Raw genomic sequence first — 16,280 nt, 5'->3', positions numbered from 1 at the left:
TTATCAAGGATAGGCATGGACAAGATCCTCATTCTCGACTTCGGCTCCCAGGTGAGTCAGCTCATCGCCCGCCGCGTTCGCGAGGCCCACGTGTATTGCGAACTGCATCCGTTCGACATGCCGATCGACGAGATCCGCGCGTTCAATCCGAAGGCCATTATCTTGTCCGGCGGTCCGAACTCGGTGTACGAGTCCGACTACCAAGCCGACCCGAAAGTCTTCGAACTGGGCGTGCCGGTGCTGGGCATCTGCTACGGCATGCAGTTCATGGCCCAGACCCTGGGCGGCAAGGTGGAAGCCGGCGACAAGCGCGAATTCGGCTACGCCGAGATCAAGGCACGCCACCACTCCAAGGTCTTCGAAGGCCTGCAAGACCGCATCGACGACGCCGGTAACGGCTACCTTGATGTCTGGATGAGCCACGGCGACAAGGTGGTGGAGTTGCCTGCCGGCTTCAAGGTCATCGCCGAGACCCCGTCCTGCCCGGTCGCCGCCATGGCCGACGAAGACCGCGGCTTCTACGCCGTACAGTTCCACCCGGAAGTGACCCACACCAAGCGCGGCACCGAGATGCTGCATCGCTTCGTGCTGCACGTGGCCGACGCCAAGCCGTCCTGGACCATGCCGAACTACATCGAGGAGGCGATCCAGAAGATCCGCGAGCAGGTGGGTGACGAAGAAGTCATCCTCGGCCTGTCCGGCGGCGTGGACTCCTCGGTGGCAGCCGCGCTGATCCACCGCGCCATCGGCGAACAACTTACCTGCGTCTTCGTCGACCACGGCCTGCTGCGCCTGAACGAAGGCAAGATGGTGATGGAAATGTTCGCGCAGAACCTGGGCGTGAAGGTGATCCATGTCGACGCCACCGAACAGTTCATGGGCAAGCTGGCCGGCGAGACCGACCCGGAGAAGAAGCGCAAGATCATCGGCGCCGAATTCGTCGAGGTGTTCCAGCGCGAGTCGGGCAAGCTCACCAACGCCAAGTGGCTGGCCCAGGGCACCATCTACCCGGACGTGATCGAATCCGCCGGCGCCAAGACCAAGAAGGCGCACGCGATCAAGAGCCACCACAACGTCGGCGGCCTGCCGGACGACATGAACCTGAAGCTCCTGGAGCCGCTGCGCGACCTGTTCAAGGACGAAGTGCGCCAGTTGGGCGTGGCGCTCGGTCTGCCACATGACATGGTGTATCGCCACCCCTTCCCGGGCCCGGGCCTCGGCGTGCGCATCCTGGGTGAAGTGAAAATGGAATACGCCGACCTGCTGCGCCGCGCCGACGCCATCTTCATCGAAGAGCTGCGCAACACCATCGACGAGAAGACCGGCAAGAACTGGTACGACCTCACCAGCCAGGCCTTCGCCGTGTTCCTGCCGGTGAAGTCGGTGGGCGTGATGGGCGACGGCCGCACCTACGATTACGTGGTGGCGCTGCGCGCGGTGATCACCAGCGACTTCATGACCGCGCACTGGGCCGAACTGCCGTACAGCCTGCTGGGCAAGGTGTCCAACCGCATCATCAACGAAGTGCGCGGCCTCAACCGCGTGGTCTACGATGTGAGCGGCAAGCCGCCGGCGACCATCGAGTGGGAATAAGCCCTCTCCCTTTACAGCATGAACACCATAGCCCTGCCTTTGCGCAGGGCTTTTTCTTGCCCGTTGGCCGACAACATCGGTGATGTTATCGCCCCCGAACCACTTGGACTCGACGCCTGATGTCATAGACTGTTAGGGTAATCGCATGTTTCCATGCTGAAGGGAGTGGCGGAACCGCCACGTCCTTCCTCTTCCCGTTTCACCACGCACCAGGAGGATCACCATGAACGAGCAAACATTTGCCGCCGAGAAGGAACAATTGCTGCAGGATGTCCGCCACGTTCTGTCCAGCACGGAGGATCTGCTCACCGCCGCTGGCGACGAAGGCGGCGAGAAGGCCCAGCAGCTGCGCCAGCGCCTGGCCGACAAGCTGAAGGAAGCCAAGGCCAAGCTGACCGAGGCCGAGCAGGTGGTGGTCGGCAAGGCCAAGGTGGCGGCCAAGGCGACTGACCAGTACGTGCACGAGAACCCGTGGAAGTCGATCGGCATCGCGGCCGTGCTCGGCTTCCTGCTGGGCCTGCTGGTTTCCCGCCGCTGAGCCGGTCCGACCCGATGCCGGAACATACTCCGACACCGCCCCGCCCGGGCTCACTGCGCTCGCTGTTGGGCGGGTTCGTGGCCTTGGCGCTGACCCGGGCCGAGCTGTTCGGCCTGGAGGCCGAGGAACAGAAAGAACAGCTGCTACGCAATACCCTGATCGGGGTTGCGGCGCTGATCTGCCTGCTCATCGGCCTCATGGCCGCGCTGCTGTTCGTCGTGCTGCTCACCCCCCCCGAGTGGCGCGTGACGCTACTCGGCTTGCTCACCATCCTGTTTGCCGTTCTCGGGGCCGCCGCCTTGCTGCAGTTGCAGCGGCGTCTGAGCCGGCAATCCGCACCATTCGCCACGACTCTGGCTGAGGTGCGCAAGGACTGGGACGCCCTCAACGGACGCGAGTAAGCGATGACTCCACAACAACGCGCCATCAAGAAAGAGCTGCTGCTGATGAAGGGCGAGGCGCTGCGCCTGAAGCTGCGCATGGAGCTGAAAGCCATCAAGCGGCCGATGAGTCTGGCTGGAGAAGGCTGGCACGCCTGGGGCACGATCAGACGTCTGGGCCCGCTGCTGGGCGTGCTGGGCGGCGTCATCCCCAGCAAACACCTGCGGGGCATGCTGCTGGGCGGCGTCCGGGTCTTGCTGCTATGGCGGGTTGCACGCCGGCTCTGGGCTCGCCTGTGAGTAAGCCGGCGCTGACGCTATAATCGGCGCCATGACGCTACTGAGCTCACCCCCTCTTCCCCCCAATACCCTCCACCACCTGGCCGCGCTGGGCATCGCCAGCCGCGAGGCCTTGCGCGCCCAGGGAGTGGTGCATACCTTTCTGTTGTTGAAGGCAGCCGGCCATACCGTGACGCAGCGCCTGCTGTTCGCGCTGGAAGCGGCGGCGCGCGGCGTGCATTGGCAGGAACTCGACGACGATGATCGTGCCCAATTGACATGGGCGCTGCACCATCACGCCCCGGTGCGCCTGCCGCCGCCGGACGAAGAAGCACAGCGTTTCATGGCCGAGGCAATGAAGTTGGCCGAAGCCGCCGCAGCTGAAGGCGAGGTGCCGGTGGGGGCGGTGGTGGTGATGGAAGGCCGCGTCATCGGCCGTGGCTTCAACCGCCCGGTGGGGAGCCACGACCCGTCCGCCCACGCCGAGATGGTGGCCTTGCGCGAGGCCGCCGCGACGCTCGGGAATTACCGCCTGAGCGGCTGTGATCTGTACGTGACGCTGGAGCCCTGCCCGATGTGCGGCGGGGCGATCCTGCATAGCCGGCTCGACCGGGTGATTTATGGCGCACGTGACCCCAAGATCGGTGCCGCCGGCAGCGTGCTGAACCTGTTCGGAGAGCGTGCCCTGAATCACCAGACGGCGCTGTTTAGCGGGGTAGAAGCAGAGGCCTGCGGCCGGCTGCTGAGCGAGTTTTTCCGGCAGCGCCGTGCTGCCGGCTGAGCATGAAGGGAACGATGAAGATTCGTGTTTCAATCGCCGAACAGGCGCTGACGCTGCGGGACGACGACGGCCGTGTGCTGCGCCGCTACCCGGTATCCACCGCCGCCTTGGGGGCGGGCGAGCGCAGTGGCAGCTACCAGACGCCGCGCGGGCGCCACATCGTGCGCGCCAAGATCGGCGCCGGCATGCCCGTCGGCGCGGTGTTCAAGGCGCGCCGCTGGACCGGCGAAATCTGCAGTGCAGAGGCGTACGCCGCCCAGCCCGAACGCGACTGGATCCTGAGCCGCATCCTGTGGCTGTCCGGGCTCGAACCGGGACGCAACCGCCTGGGCCCGGTCGACACCATGCGCCGCTACATCTACCTGCACGGCACGCCGGACCGGGTCGAATTGGGCCGCCCCGGCTCGCACGGCTGCGTGCGCATGCGCAACAGCGACATCATCGAGCTGTTCGAGCAGGTGCCGTGCGGTACCGAAGTGGAGATCGTCGAGCATGAACCGGCTTAAGCTGGTGCTGGCCACCGGGCTGGCACTGGCGTCGGCCTTGCTGTACGCGGCCGAGGGTGAGAACACCCCGCCGCCACCCGCCGAGGCCGGCTTCATCCTGGCGCAGCAAACTACCAGCCCCCTGCTGCCCACGCATCCCAACCCGCAGCAGTACGGCAAGCCGTGGATCGTGGTCGGGGTGAAATCGCAGTCGCTAACCTTCTACGACGGCTGGGGACTGATGCAACACCGCTATAGCGTGTCTACCGCCCGCAATGGCGTCGGCGAGCTGGCCAACAGTTTCATGACGCCGCGCGGCTGGCACCGGGTATGCGAGAAGATCGGCGACGGCGCCGAGGAAAACACCATCATCTTCCGGCGCCAGGTCACGCCGTGGAAGTACACCCCGGCGCTGCACACGCTGTACCCCGAGAAGGACTGGATTCTGACGCGCATCCTGTGGCTGTGCGGCATGGAGCCGGGCAAGAACCAGGGTGGCGACGTCGACAGTTACGACCGCGCCATCTACATCCACGGCGCCGGCGAGCACGTCGCCTTCGGCACCCCGACCTCGCTCGGCTGCGTACGCATGCGCAACCCCGACGTCATCGAACTGTTCCAGCAGGCCGAACTCGGCACCGACGTGCTGATCGACGAAAACGGCTGACCCCCCTGCTCCCGCCGGCCCAGGTTGGCCGAAGCCCTTTTTCCCCGCACCGCACCACGATGGCCCGCTGCACGGGCCGAATCCCTTTCGCGGTGCCGCATGACGCTGTTCTGGTGCATGTGCTCCGCCGGCTCCCGCCGGATTCCCCCTCCGTCATGGCACGTGGCTTGCTAAGTCCTGTTCAGGGCCATGCCATCTCTCCAGCTGGCCCGCCCGAAAAACATCAAGACAAGGGAGATTCCCATGCACGCCCTAACGCTGCCCCATTCGTCCCACTACGATGAAATGCTGCTCTCCAGCGGCGCGGTCCGTCCCCACTACCAGGGCTTTGCCGAGTGGCTGCAGGCCCAGACCCCGGAAGCGCTGTCGCGCAAGCGCGAGGAGGCCAACCAGCGCTTTCACCGGGTCGGCATCACCTTCTCGGTGTACGGCGACGAGTCCGGCGCCGAGCGCCTGATCCCGTTCGATACCATCCCGCGCATCGTGCCCGCGGCCGAGTGGCGCGCGCTGGAGGCCGGCATGCGTCAGCGGGTGAAGGCGCTCAACGCTTTCCTGCACGACATCTACCACGACCATGCCATCGTCAAGGCTGGCATCATCCCGGCCGAGCAGGTGTTCACCAACGCCCAGTACCAGCCGGCAATGCAGGGCATTGATCTGCCCGACCAGATCTACGCCCACATCACCGGGGTCGACATCATCCGCCACGCCGACGGCCAGTACTACGTACTGGAAGACAACCTGCGCGTGCCGTCCGGCGTGTCCTACATGCTGGAAAACCGCAAGATGATGATGCGGCTGTTCCCCGAGCTGTTCGCCCGCCACGCCGTGGGGGTGGTCGACCAGTACCCGGCGCTGCTGTTGTCGACGCTGCGCCAGGCCAGCCGGATCGACAACCCCACCGTGGTGGTGCTCACCCCCGGCCACTACAACAGCGCCTACTTCGAGCACGCCTTCCTTGCGCAGCAGATGGGGGTGGAGCTGGTGGAGGGGCGCGACCTGTTCGTGCGCGACGACCACGTCTACATGCGCACCACCGCCGGCCACAAGCAGGTGGACGTGATCTACCGCCGCATCGACGACGCCTTCCTCGACCCGCTGGCGTTCCGCCCCGACTCCATGCTCGGCGTACCCGGCCTGCTCTCGGCCTACCGCCAGGGCAACGTGATCCTGGCCAACGCCATCGGCACCGGCGTGGCGGACGACAAGTCGATCTATCCCTACGTGCCGGAGATGATCCGTTTCTACCTGGGCGAAGAACCGCTGCTCAACAACGTGCCGACCTGGCAGTGCCGCAAGCAGGAAGACCTGCAGTACGTGCTGGAGCATCTGGACGAGCTGGTGGTGAAGGAAGTCCACGGCGCCGGCGGCTACGGCATGCTGATCGGCCCGGTGGCGAGCGAAGCGGAAAAGCAGTTGTTCCGCGACAAGCTCGCGGCCGACCCGGCCGGCTACATCGCCCAGCCGACGCTGTGCCTGTCGTCGTGCCCGACCTTCGTCGAGGCCGGCATCGCGCCGCGCCACCTCGACCTGAGACCGTTCGTGCTGTCGAGCGGCAAGGACATCACCATGGTGCCCGGCGGCCTGACGCGGGTGGCGCTGAAGGCCGGCTCACTGGTGGTCAACTCGTCGCAGGGCGGCGGCACCAAGGACACCTGGGTTTTGGAGGACTGAATCATGATGCTATCGCGAACTGCCGACCACCTGTTCTGGATGGGCCGTTACATGGAACGGGCGGAAAACCTCGCCCGCCTGCTCGAAGTCAGCCATGCCATCTCGTTGATGCCGCGCTCGCACAACGGCGGCGCCGAGATCAGCGCGCCGCTGGCGCTGACCGGGAGGCTGGAGGATTTCCAGAGCCGCCACGACGGCACCGAGCCTGCCCAGGTGCTGCACTACATGGCCTACGATCTCGGCAACCCAGCGTCGATCCTGTCGGCGCTGCGCAGCGCGCGCGAAAACGCCCACGCGGTGCGCGGCAAAATCAGCTCGGACATGTGGATGTCGCTCAACGCCAGCTGGCTGGAAGGCCGCAAGTTGGCCGAACAGGGCGAGGATTTCCAGTGGTTCTTCGACTGGGTCAAGGAGCGCGCCCACCTGTTCCGCGGCGCCACCTACAGCACCATGCGCCGCAGCGACGCCTTCTACTTCCTGCGTCTGGGGATCTTTCTGGAGCGCGCCGACAACACCGCGCGTCTGCTCGACGTGAAGAGCCACCTGCTGCCCGACCAGCAGAGTGCCGACAGCACCGACTACTACACCTGGAGCACGCTGCTGCGCGGGCTGGGGGCGTTCGAGGCCTACCACGAGACCTACCGCGACACGCTCAACGGCAAGCGCGTGTTCGACCTGCTGCTGCTGCGCGAGGACATGCCGAGAAGCTTGCGCGCCTGCTTCGACGAGATCCGCCAGGCGCTGGCGCAGATCCAGGGCGACAACGGCCGCCCGGCGCGGCGCCTCGCCACCGAGCTCAACGCTGCGCTGGAGTTCACGGCGATGGACGAGGTGTTCGACGAGGGGATGCACCCGTTCCTGCGCCGCATGCTGGGCGAGATCAACCGGCTGGGCGAGTCGATCCAGCGGGCCTACCTGGAGGCGGCGTGATGAAGCTCTCCATCCGCCACTGCACGCTGTACCAGTACGCCGAGCCGGCCTCGCGCAGCACCCAGTACCTGCGCCTCACTCCGCGCTCCAGCCGCCATCAGCAGGTGCTGAGCTGGCGCCTGACGCTGCCGGGGCCGGCCAGCCAGAGCGTCGACGCCTTCGGCAACATCACTCACCTGATGACGCTGGAAGCGCCGCACGACAGCATCGAGCTGGTGGCGGAAGGGGTGGTCGAAACCGGCCCCGACGGCTGGGACGACGATGCCTGCCGTCTCGATCCGCGCGTGTTTCTTCGGCCAACCCCGCTCACCAGTGCCGACGCCGCGATCGATGAACTGGCACGCCAGGCCAAGCCCGGGGGCAAGGCCGCCAAGCGCCTCACGGCGCTGGCGGAGACGGTGCTGGCACGGATGCCCTACACCGCCGGGGTGACCGACGCCACCACCACGGCCGCCGCCGCGCTGGCCCTGGGGGCCGGGGTGTGCCAGGACCACACCCAGGTGTTCATCGCCGCCTGCCGCCGCCTAGGCTACCCGGCGCGCTACGTCAGCGGCTATCTGCTGAGCGGAACGGTCGAGCATGCCGCCAGCCATGCCTGGGCCGAGGTCTACGCCGACGGCGGCTGGCTGGGGTTCGACATCAGCAACCGGTGTACGCCGGGCGATCATCACCTTAAACTGGCGGTCGGTCTCGACTACCTCGACGCCTGCCCGGTGCGCGGCATGCGCCGCGGTGGCGCCGGCGAAACCATGCACGCCCACGCGGCGGTAGAACAACACGACCATTAACGCTTGCAGCCGGGAAGTCTGACCAAGGGTCGCTTCCCGGCCTTCACGGATTTCCCGACCATGACGTACTGTGTGGCCATGCGCCTGGAGAGCGGCCTGATCTTCGCCTCCGATTCCCGCACCAACGCGGGCGTGGACAATATCGCCACGTTCCAGAAAATGTACACCTTCGAGATGGCCGACCGGCTGCGGCTGGTGATGATGACCTCCGGCAACCTCGCCACCTCGCAGAGCGTGGCCAGTCTGCTCGATCTGAGAAGCCGCCGGGACGGGCCGGACTCGTTGCGCAGCATCGGCTCGCTGTACGATGCGGCGGTGCTGGTGGGCCAGACGCTGCGCGAGGTCATCGCCCGCGGCGGCGACGGCCAGGTCGACCTGGGTTCCAGCTTCCTGCTCGGCGGCCAGCTGGCCGGCGAGAGGCCGCGTCTGTTCAACATCTACCCGCAGGGGAATTTCATCGAGGCGACGGCGGACACCCCCTGCTTCCAGATCGGCGAGACCAAGTACGGCAAGCCGATCCTCGATCGCGTGCTGAACTACCGCTCCTCGCTGGAGGAAGCCATCCGCTGCGCGCTGATCTCGCTCGACTCGACCATGCGCTCCAACCTGTCGGTAGCGTTGCCGATCCACCTTATGTGGCACCGCAACGACGATTTCTCGCCGCGCTCGCCGCTGCGCATCGGCGAGGACGACGGCTATTTCCGCGAGCTGCGCGCTGCCTGGGGACGCGGCATCAAGGAAACCTTCGCCGCGCTGCCGACCACGCCATGGAGCGAGGAGCTGGCATGAACACCCCGTTGTCCCTGACCACCCCGGCCCTGCTGTTCCCGGCCATCTCGCTGCTGTTGCTGGCGTACACCAACCGCTTTCTCGGCCTGGCCAGCATCATCCGCCACCTGTTCAACGACTACCAGGACAACCCCGAGGACAAGATCATCCAGCAGATCGGCAACCTGCGCAGCCGCATCAACCTGATCAAGTGGATGCAGTTTCTCGGCGTGGGCAGCCTGTTCCTGTGCGTGGTCACCATGCTGCAAATCTACGTGCAGATGGCGATCAGCGCGCAGTACACCTTCGGCGTCAGCCTGCTGCTGATGATGGCGTCGCTGGCGCTATCGCTGGTCGAGCTGAGGAAGTCGTCCGACGCGCTGAACATCCTGCTGTCGGACCTGGAACAGCAGCACGGCCGGGGCTGAGCCAAAAATCGCATGGTTGGCGCAAAAAAAGCCGGAGCACCCGCTCCGGCTTTTTGCTTCGGCCAACCACAGGGCCGATGCGCTACACCTTGTAGCGCTGCAATGTCTCGCCGACCCGCGCCGCCAACTGGTCGAGCCGGCGCGCGTTGTCGGCGGTCTCGTTGGAGGTGGCGTGGTTCTGCTCGGCCATGTCCGAGATGGTGTGCACGTGATGGACGATGGCCTCGCTCGCCTCACCCTGCACCTTGAGGATGCGGGTGATATCGGCCACGGCATCGGCCACGCGCTGCGCCTGCCCCTCGATCTCGGCGATATGCTGGCCGGCGCCGCTGGCAAGGGCGCGCCCTTCGCCCACCTGCTCCACCACCTGGCGCATCTCCTCGACCGCGCCGTTGGCGGCGTTCTGGATCGCCGTCACCATCACCCCGATGTCGGCGGTGGACTTGGCGGTGCGTTCGGCCAACTTGCGTACCTCGTCCGCCACCACGGCGAAGCCGCGGCCGGTCTCGCCGGCACGCGCCGCCTCGATGGCGGCGTTGAGCGCCAGCAGGTTGGTCTGGTCCGCAATGTCGCGGATCACCTGCACCACGCTGCTGATCTGGCGCGACTCCTGCCCGAGCTGCTCGATCACCTTCGATGCCGCGGTGACGCTGTCGGCGATGCTGGCCATGCCGTCGGTGGTCTGGGCGATCACCTGGCAGCCCTGGCGCGACACCTCGCCGGCCTCCAGCGACAGCTGCATCGCCGCGTCGGCGTGTTCGGCCACGCCGTGGATGTTGCCGGTCATCTCCTGCACCGATCCGGCGATCGCCCCGGTCGAGCTGTTCTGCTGCGCCGAGCTGGCCGCGAGCTGTTCCGACGCCGCCGACAGGCCGCTTACCGCGAGGCGGATGTCGGCCTGGCTCTGCTGAATCTCGCGGAACGACTCCTGTACCCGGCCGATCAGGTTATTGAGGGCGCTAACCATCTGCCCGACCTCGTCCTTGTTCTTGACGTCGATACGCTGGGTGAAATCGTTGCTCTCGGCGATGGCGAGCACGGTGCTGCGTGCCCGGTTGAGCGGGCGCAATACCGCCGCCAGCACCGAGGTCCCGTTCACCAACAACAACAGCAGCGCGAACACGTTGACCGCGATCATCCAGTGCAGGCTCTGGCGCGAGCCGGCATTGGCCTGCTCCACGCTGGTCTGGGCCAGGCGGTCGTTGACTTCCACCATCTTGCGCAACAGCTCGTCCATGCCCTCCACCACCGGCAGCTGCACTTGGGCGTTGGCGTAGAATTCGCGGAAGATGGCGTACTGCTCTTCCGGCGTCACGCCCTTGGCGAGCTTGTCGAGCAGTTCGTCCTGCGATTTGTCGGTACGCTGCCACTCCTGCAGCAGCGGGCCGAACTGGTGCCACAGCTTGTTCTCTTCCTCGCTGCGCGGGAAGACGGCGTAACGTTTGAGCGCGTCGTCGAACAACTGACGCGCCTGCTGCTTGCCCTTGAAGGTGTCGGCAAACAGCTTGCGCGACTCCAGCGAATTGTCGGTGGCACGCACCGACACCTGCAGATTGCGCAACAGGGTGCGGTTGAAGTTGGAGCGCGCATCCAAAAGCGCAATCACCGCCGGCATGCGCTGTTCGCCCACTTCGGCCATCGAGGCCCCGGAGGACAGCATGCCGCGGTAGCCGAAAACCGCTACCAGCGCCAAGCCCAGCAAAGCGGTCAGCAGCAGCACGATCAGGCGTGTTCTTATCGTCATCGAGTTCCTCCCCCCGGCGTATGGGACACCGTATTCGCTTACCTTGCCTCCCTTTTCGGCACGACGCCATCAGGGAAAACAGCAGCCGATAATCGAACCCGCGTCATTATCGGGCGAGCATGACACCCGGCTGAACGAAAAACAAGAGCAAGGGGTGCGCGAACGGCTCATGTCATGCCGGAGCGTTGCGTCGGGTGTCCGCCGATCCACCGTGAGCACCACGGCGATGGAGGCCTCCTCGTCCGGCAACCCGGCATGGCGGCGGCCATGCCGGAAAAAACGACGTTGGCCATCCGAACGAAAAGTTCCTATTGCTTTTGTAAAAAAATGTAATGATAATGATTCGCATTAATATATTTGAGTAACGGACCCACCAACCCGAGTCGCCATAACCGTCTCGCCTCCTTAAAACCTCGGCTCCTGCACCGCATCAACCGAGGCATCCAAACCCCAGGCAACACCCCGTTTCCACCTGCCTCGGCAGGGAGGAGGGGCTGCTGTTGCCTGACGTGGTACGACGAGGAGGCCGTGACGTTCCGGGATGCTCGTGTTCGATCGTTCGGCCGGCCCCGCCGGCACTGTTTACGGACCATAACCCAAAGCAAAATCATGAAGCAGAAGACGCTATCCACCCTCATTTCCCTGATCGGCACCTTCGGCGCTCTGCCGGCGCTGGCCGATACCGAATTGCCCGCCGTGCGCGTGGAAGCCAGCCAGGATGCCGATCCGGCCACCAGCTACACCCGCGCCAGTTCGACCAGTGCCACCAAGATCGCCGCCCCGCTCAAGGACGTGCCGCAGACCGTCAACGTGGTGCCGGCGGCGGTGCTGAAGGACCAGAACGCCAGCTCGCTGCAGGACGCGCTGGCCAACGTGCCCGGCGTCAGCTTCAGCGTCGGCGATGCACAACGCGACCAGGTGAGCATCCGCGGCTTCTCGGCGATCAACGACCAGTACGTCGACGGCGTGCGCGACGACGCGCTGTACTACCGCGACCTGTCCAACGTCGAGCGTGTGGAAGTGCTGAAAGGCCCGTCCTCGGTGCTGTACGGGCGCGGCAGCTCGGGCGGCCTGATCAACCGCATCACCAAGAAGCCGCAGGCGGAGCCAGGGCACGAGCTGGCAGTCAGCCTGGACGACCAGGGCAAGCAGCGCTTGTCGTTCGACCTCGGCGCCAACAGCGACGACGACTTCGCCCGCTTCCGCCTCACCGGCGCGGTGGAGGACTCCGAGGGCTTCCGCAACCAGTCTTTCCTGAAACGCGAGGCCGTGGCGCCGTCGCTGCAGTTCAACTTCTCGCCCAACACCACCCTGCTGCTGCAGGCCGACTACCTGCAGGACAAGCGCCTGGCCGACCAGGGCGTGCCGGGCTACAAGGGCAAGCCGGTGGACGTGCCGATCGAGACCTACTACGGCTCGGCCAACGGCCGCGACCAGACCGCCAACGAGAGCGACGTCACCAGCTTCACCGGCACCTTCGACCACCAGTTCGATAGCGGCTTGAAACTGCACAACGTGTTCCGCACCTACGATTTCTCGCTGGACCGCAATTACACCACCATCGCCAGCGTCAACGAGACCACCAACAAGGTCACCATCGACCGCACCAAGCGGCTGCGCGACGAGCATGGTTTCTACAATCAACTGGAGCTGAGCCACGATCTCGACCTCGCCCAGACCAGGCACACGCTGCTGTACGGACTGGAAGTGGGCAAGCAGCACAAGACAGAGAAACTGTGGACGCGCAAGAACGCCGCCACCTACGACCTGTTCAATCCCCAGCTGATCGAGCTGCCGGCGATCAACACCAGTGCCGCGCCCGGCAACGACAACGACACCGACATTGACATCGCTGCGCTCTACCTGCAGGACCTGGTGAGCCTGAGCGAGCACTGGAAAGCACTCGCCGGGGCGCGCTACGACCACCTGACGCAGACACGCGACGACAAAACCAGCAAGAACCAGGACCTGGCACGCACCGACAACACGATCAGCCCACGCCTGGGCGTGGTGTACCAGCCGACCGAGCGCGTGTCGCTGTATGCCTCGGCCAGCCAGTCGTTCCAGCCGATCGCCGATTCGTTCACCTTCAAGCAGAACAGCGACCAACTGAAGCCGGAGGAGACCATCAACTACGAGGTCGGCAGCAAGATCGATTTGTTCGACAACCTCACCCTGACCACCTCGGTGTTCGAGATGACGCGCAGCAACATCCAGGCCGCCGACCCGAGCGACAGCAACAAGGCGTTGTCGGTGGGCGAGCAGCGCGTACGCGGACTGGAACTGGCGGTGGCCGGCGCCCTCACCCCGCTGTGGGACGTGATCGCGGGCTACGCCTACCTCGACGGCGAGATCACCCAGTCGACCGAGAAGACCAAGATCGGCACGCCGTTCCAGGGCAACAAACCGGCGCTGACGCCGCGCCATTCGGCCAACCTGTTCGTCAAGCGCAAGCTGCCGGGTGGCTTCAACGTCAACGCCGGCCTGCGCTACGAGGGCGAGCGCTACGCATCGCCGGATAACCTGGTCAAGCTGCCGGGCTACACCCGCTTCGACCTCGGCACCGGCTACAGCGGCAAGTCGCTGGAGGTGAACCTCACGCTGAAGAACGTGTTCGACAAGAAGTACTACATCTCCGCCCACAGCGGTGCCAACGACTACAACATGCCGGGCGCCCCGCGTACGGCCGAAGTCACGGCTCGCTGGAAGTTCTGATCCAGGCAGTGCGGCGGATTGTGAGTCATGAGCCGGTGAAGCCCCCTTGCAGGGCCAGGGCGGACTGCGGGCGACGCTCTCGCGCCAATCGGCGATTGGCACGCAGAGCTTCGCTCAATGAGGGACAGAGGCGAGATGGACAGGCGGTAGAATGTCCATCCCATCACGACCTGCGCCCCAACCGGGACTAGAGCGGCGGGGTGTCGACGAAGGCGGGCAATTGCTCGGCCTGGTGGGCAAACGCCTGCAGTAGCGGGAAATCGGTTGCCTTGACCACGTCCGGCAGCATCAGTTGGGTAAAGCGCCACGCCACCGCGACGCTGACGCCCGCCTGGTCTATCCCCTCCGCGCTGGCGGCCAACGGCGCACGCGCGAATTCGCGCTCCAGTTCGCCGTAAGCCGCCAGCACCTGACCCTCGACGCGCTCCAGCCAGGGCTGGTGCTGCTTCTCGGCCGGGCGCAGCTGACGCTCGTAGACGATCTGCACGCTTTTCTCACACGCCGCCAGCGCCAGCCCGACCAGGCGCAAGGCACGCTGGCGCCCGGCAGCCCCGGCCGGCATCAGACTCTTGGCCGGGGCAAGGCAGGTTTCGACGTAGTCGAGAATCAGCGTCGAATCCATCAGCACCGTGCCGTCGTCGCAGACCAGGGTCGGGGCCTTCACCACCGGGTTGATGCGGTGAAACTGCTCGAAGGTGCGGAACACAGAGACCGCCTGGTGCTCGAACCCGACCCCCATGAGCCGCAGCGAGACGGCCACCCGGCGCACATAGGGCGAATCCAGCATGCCGATCAATTGCATCGTGTTTTCTCCTGTCAGAAGCAGACTTTGCCCAGCAGCATCGTCCCCTGCGCGGCACGGTCCTCTGCGCCGTGAGCCGACAGTGCTGAGGACGGCGAGAACTCCAGCTGGCCCAGCCCCTCGGCCAGGATTTTCCCGGCCGGAACCGTTTCCCGCTCTCCGGGCGCGAGGTAGACGTCCAGTCCATCGACCGTCAGCCAATGGTAGCCCGACACGGCGCGGACCTCGACTGCAGACGGCAATTCGATCGCCAAGAGTTCCTGGCTGGCCAGTTCGACACGTAGATGATGTTGCATGATCGCTCTCCGGTTGACGTTCTGGGTTCACTATAAGCGTCAGAAGAGGCAGAAAAAATCGATATTTATTTGTCTTTCATGTTAGTTTTACTTACATGAGCACACTTCCCCCCCTGCCCGCGCTGCGCAGTTTCGAAGCCGTGTCCCGCCTCGGCAGCATCACCCTGGCGGCGGACGAACTGCATGTCACCCACTCCGCCATCAGCCAGCAGATCAAGCAGCTGGAAGGGCTGCTGGGGGTGGCGCTGTTCACGCGCGAGGGGCGCGGCCTCAAGTTGAGCGAGGACGGCCGGCTCTACGCCCTGCAGATCCGCATCGGGCTGGGGGAAATCACCGAGGCCACACGACTGGTGCGCGCCCGGCCACGCGTGGACGAGGTGGTGGTGGCGGTATTGCCCTCGTTCGGGGTGCACTGGCTGTTGCCGCGCCTGCCGCGCTTTTACGCGCGCCACCCGCGTTACCGCGTCAGCCTGCGCGCCAGCCTGGATATCCAGGACCTGCGCCAGGGTTTGGTGGACATCGGCGTGCGCATGGGCCAGGGCAGCTGGGAAGGGCTGGCGCAGAAGCGGCTGTTCGACGACGAACTGGTGGTCATCGCCTCCCCCGCCTTCAACGGCGGCCGCCTGCCGCAAACGGTGCAGGAGGTCGTCTCCGGCCCCATCGTCCGCACCGTGGAATCCTGGCTCCCCTGGTGCAGTGCCGCCGGCGTGGCCGAACCGGGCAACGCCGCGCTGTGGATCAACGACTCCAACCTGGTGCTGGAGGCGGTGCGCCTCGGCATGGGGGTAGCGCTGGAGCGGCGCAGCCTGGTGCACGGCGCCCTGCAGCGCGGGGACTTGGTGCAGCTGACCGACATCAGCGTGCCCTATCCCTACCCGCACTGGCTGGTCTGGCCGCAACGCGAGAGCTCGCAGACCAAGCAGCAGGATTTCAGCACCTGGATCGAAGAGGAAATTGCCAGCTATCTGGCGGAACGGCCGCCCACGGCGTGATCCCCGAGGCAGTCCCGCCGCCGGCTAGCCGTGCCAGCGTCCCCACGCCAGCACCAGCCCCCACGCCGCCACGGCCCAGCACAGCGCCGCCACGAACAATGCCCAGCCCAGGCGCAGGCGGTCGGCCAGCAGGTATACCGCCGCCAGATAGACGAAGTAGGGAATCAGCGACCACATGCCGAACACGATGGTGGTCTTGAGCTCGGCCACCGAGCGCTCGGAGCCGACCAGATAATGCGCGATCAGGGCAAAGGTGGGGAACAGCGGCACCAGCCCGGCGATGAAGTAGTGCTTGCTCTTCGACAGCACGGCGATCAGCAGCACCGCCGCCGAGCCCAGCAGGGCTTTGAGAAACAGGGCCATCGGCTACTCCACGGAGAAAACCCGTGATGGTGGCCCAGGGCGCGCCGTCCGGCAAGC

Annotated in this window: 18 protein-coding genes; 14 read left to right on the top strand and 4 right to left on the bottom strand. The window is 65.6% G+C overall.

Annotated features, from left to right (window positions below):
* The first annotated feature begins 9 nt into the window (after positions 1-9).
* The 12 genes from guaA to NH8B_RS04445 all read left to right on the top strand — a co-directional run bounded on the left by guaA (position 10) and on the right by NH8B_RS04445 (position 9,311).
* Positions 10-1,593 carry a glutamine-hydrolyzing GMP synthase gene (gene guaA / locus NH8B_RS04500; RefSeq protein ID WP_148282936.1) on the top strand — a complete coding sequence of 528 codons (1,584 nt, stop codon included), beginning with the start codon at positions 10-12 and terminating at the stop codon, positions 1,591-1,593.
* A gap of 223 nt (positions 1,594-1,816) precedes the next feature.
* Positions 1,817-2,131: a DUF883 family protein gene (locus NH8B_RS04495; protein ID WP_008953162.1), complete on the top strand. Its 315-nt coding sequence runs from the start codon at positions 1,817-1,819 to the stop codon at positions 2,129-2,131.
* Between the two features lie 14 nt (positions 2,132-2,145).
* Positions 2,146-2,532, top strand: a complete 387-nt coding sequence (locus tag NH8B_RS04490) for a phage holin family protein (protein ID WP_008953163.1) — start codon at positions 2,146-2,148, stop codon at positions 2,530-2,532.
* Positions 2,533-2,535: 3 nt separating this feature from the next.
* Positions 2,536-2,811, top strand: coding sequence for a hypothetical protein (locus NH8B_RS04485; RefSeq protein ID WP_014086208.1), 276 nt, complete (start codon positions 2,536-2,538; stop codon positions 2,809-2,811).
* Positions 2,812-2,842: 31 nt separating this feature from the next.
* Positions 2,843-3,571: a tRNA adenosine(34) deaminase TadA gene (gene tadA, locus NH8B_RS04480; RefSeq protein ID WP_014086207.1), complete on the top strand. Its 729-nt coding sequence runs from the start codon at positions 2,843-2,845 to the stop codon at positions 3,569-3,571.
* Between the two features lie 14 nt (positions 3,572-3,585).
* Positions 3,586-4,077, top strand: a complete 492-nt coding sequence (locus NH8B_RS04475; RefSeq protein ID WP_014086206.1) for a L,D-transpeptidase — start codon at positions 3,586-3,588, stop codon at positions 4,075-4,077.
* Positions 4,064-4,723, top strand: a complete 660-nt coding sequence (locus NH8B_RS20340) for a L,D-transpeptidase (RefSeq protein WP_014086205.1) — start codon at positions 4,064-4,066, stop codon at positions 4,721-4,723. Before NH8B_RS04475 ends, NH8B_RS20340 begins: the two co-directional genes overlap by 14 nt.
* Positions 4,724-4,966: 243 nt before the next feature.
* On the top strand, positions 4,967-6,397 hold the full coding sequence (locus tag NH8B_RS04465; RefSeq protein WP_014086204.1) for a circularly permuted type 2 ATP-grasp protein: 1,431 nt from the start codon (positions 4,967-4,969) through the stop codon (positions 6,395-6,397).
* A 3-nt stretch (positions 6,398-6,400) separates the two neighbouring features.
* Positions 6,401-7,327 (top strand): alpha-E domain-containing protein, encoded by a 927-nt coding sequence (locus NH8B_RS04460; RefSeq protein ID WP_014086203.1) that lies wholly within the window; start codon positions 6,401-6,403, stop codon positions 7,325-7,327.
* Complete coding sequence (locus tag NH8B_RS04455) at positions 7,327-8,115, top strand: transglutaminase family protein (RefSeq protein ID WP_014086202.1); 789 nt, start codon at positions 7,327-7,329, stop codon at positions 8,113-8,115. The genes NH8B_RS04460 and NH8B_RS04455 overlap by 1 nt, the downstream gene beginning before the upstream one ends.
* 60 nt (positions 8,116-8,175) lie before the next feature.
* Positions 8,176-8,904, top strand: coding sequence for a peptidase (locus tag NH8B_RS04450; protein WP_041702824.1), 729 nt, complete (start codon positions 8,176-8,178; stop codon positions 8,902-8,904).
* Positions 8,901-9,311, top strand: a complete 411-nt coding sequence (locus tag NH8B_RS04445) for a DUF2721 domain-containing protein (RefSeq protein WP_008953172.1) — start codon at positions 8,901-8,903, stop codon at positions 9,309-9,311. The genes NH8B_RS04450 and NH8B_RS04445 overlap by 4 nt, the downstream gene beginning before the upstream one ends.
* 82 nt (positions 9,312-9,393) lie before the next feature.
* On the opposite strand, the gene NH8B_RS04440 is transcribed toward NH8B_RS04445, so the two are convergent.
* Positions 9,394-11,055: a methyl-accepting chemotaxis protein gene (locus tag NH8B_RS04440; protein WP_014086200.1), complete on the bottom strand. Its 1,662-nt coding sequence runs from the start codon at positions 11,053-11,055 to the stop codon at positions 9,394-9,396.
* Between the two features lie 609 nt (positions 11,056-11,664).
* Between NH8B_RS04440 and NH8B_RS04435 the strand changes: the two genes are divergently transcribed.
* The gene (locus NH8B_RS04435; protein WP_014086199.1) at positions 11,665-13,770 is read left to right on the top strand and encodes a TonB-dependent receptor; all 2,106 of its coding nucleotides are present in this window, start codon (positions 11,665-11,667) and stop codon (positions 13,768-13,770) included.
* A 187-nt stretch (positions 13,771-13,957) separates the two neighbouring features.
* Here NH8B_RS04435 and NH8B_RS04430 read toward each other — a convergent pair whose 3' ends face one another.
* Both NH8B_RS04430 and NH8B_RS04425 read right to left on the bottom strand, forming a co-directional pair.
* Positions 13,958-14,572: a glutathione S-transferase gene (locus tag NH8B_RS04430; RefSeq protein ID WP_014086198.1), complete on the bottom strand. Its 615-nt coding sequence runs from the start codon at positions 14,570-14,572 to the stop codon at positions 13,958-13,960.
* A gap of 14 nt (positions 14,573-14,586) precedes the next feature.
* On the bottom strand, positions 14,587-14,868 hold the full coding sequence (locus NH8B_RS04425) for a hypothetical protein (protein ID WP_014086197.1): 282 nt from the start codon (positions 14,866-14,868) through the stop codon (positions 14,587-14,589).
* 95 nt (positions 14,869-14,963) lie between these two features.
* Between NH8B_RS04425 and NH8B_RS04420 the strand changes: the two genes are divergently transcribed.
* Entirely contained in the window at positions 14,964-15,860 is an 897-nt protein-coding gene (locus tag NH8B_RS04420; RefSeq protein ID WP_014086196.1) for a LysR substrate-binding domain-containing protein, read from the top strand.
* Between the two features lie 24 nt (positions 15,861-15,884).
* Here NH8B_RS04420 and NH8B_RS04415 read toward each other — a convergent pair whose 3' ends face one another.
* The gene (locus NH8B_RS04415; RefSeq protein ID WP_008953178.1) at positions 15,885-16,223 is read right to left on the bottom strand and encodes a GlpM family protein; all 339 of its coding nucleotides are present in this window, start codon (positions 16,221-16,223) and stop codon (positions 15,885-15,887) included.
* Positions 16,224-16,280: the final 57 nt, after the last annotated feature.

The organism is Pseudogulbenkiania sp. NH8B (assembly GCF_000283535.1).
Lineage (GTDB): Bacteria > Pseudomonadota > Gammaproteobacteria > Burkholderiales > Chromobacteriaceae > Pseudogulbenkiania > Pseudogulbenkiania ferrooxidans.
The sequence above is the reverse complement of the archived record's forward strand: the minus strand, read 5'-3'. Positions and strand labels throughout refer to the sequence as shown.

Bases quoted from the DNA above. Each gene is read 5' to 3' on its own strand.
- NH8B_RS04495 (WP_008953162.1), top strand. From the start codon at position 1,817: ATGAACGAGCAAACATTTGCCGCCGAGAAGGAACAATTGCTGCAGGAT.
- NH8B_RS04490 (WP_008953163.1), top strand. From the start codon at position 2,146: ATGCCGGAACATACTCCGACACCGCCCCGCCCGGGCTCACTGCGCTCG.
- NH8B_RS04485 (WP_014086208.1), top strand. From the start codon at position 2,536: ATGACTCCACAACAACGCGCCATCAAGAAAGAGCTGCTGCTGATGAAG.
- tadA (WP_014086207.1), top strand. From the start codon at position 2,843: ATGACGCTACTGAGCTCACCCCCTCTTCCCCCCAATACCCTCCACCAC.
- NH8B_RS04475 (WP_014086206.1), top strand. From the start codon at position 3,586: ATGAAGATTCGTGTTTCAATCGCCGAACAGGCGCTGACGCTGCGGGAC.
- NH8B_RS20340 (WP_014086205.1), top strand. From the start codon at position 4,064: ATGAACCGGCTTAAGCTGGTGCTGGCCACCGGGCTGGCACTGGCGTCG.
- NH8B_RS04465 (WP_014086204.1), top strand. From the start codon at position 4,967: ATGCACGCCCTAACGCTGCCCCATTCGTCCCACTACGATGAAATGCTG.
- NH8B_RS04460 (WP_014086203.1), top strand. From the start codon at position 6,401: ATGATGCTATCGCGAACTGCCGACCACCTGTTCTGGATGGGCCGTTAC.
- NH8B_RS04455 (WP_014086202.1), top strand. From the start codon at position 7,327: ATGAAGCTCTCCATCCGCCACTGCACGCTGTACCAGTACGCCGAGCCG.
- NH8B_RS04450 (WP_041702824.1), top strand. From the start codon at position 8,176: ATGACGTACTGTGTGGCCATGCGCCTGGAGAGCGGCCTGATCTTCGCC.
- NH8B_RS04445 (WP_008953172.1), top strand. From the start codon at position 8,901: ATGAACACCCCGTTGTCCCTGACCACCCCGGCCCTGCTGTTCCCGGCC.
- NH8B_RS04440 (WP_014086200.1), bottom strand. From the start codon at position 11,055: ATGACGATAAGAACACGCCTGATCGTGCTGCTGCTGACCGCTTTGCTG.
- NH8B_RS04435 (WP_014086199.1), top strand. From the start codon at position 11,665: ATGAAGCAGAAGACGCTATCCACCCTCATTTCCCTGATCGGCACCTTC.
- NH8B_RS04430 (WP_014086198.1), bottom strand. From the start codon at position 14,572: ATGCAATTGATCGGCATGCTGGATTCGCCCTATGTGCGCCGGGTGGCC.
- NH8B_RS04425 (WP_014086197.1), bottom strand. From the start codon at position 14,868: ATGCAACATCATCTACGTGTCGAACTGGCCAGCCAGGAACTCTTGGCG.
- NH8B_RS04420 (WP_014086196.1), top strand. From the start codon at position 14,964: ATGAGCACACTTCCCCCCCTGCCCGCGCTGCGCAGTTTCGAAGCCGTG.
- NH8B_RS04415 (WP_008953178.1), bottom strand. From the start codon at position 16,223: ATGGCCCTGTTTCTCAAAGCCCTGCTGGGCTCGGCGGCGGTGCTGCTG.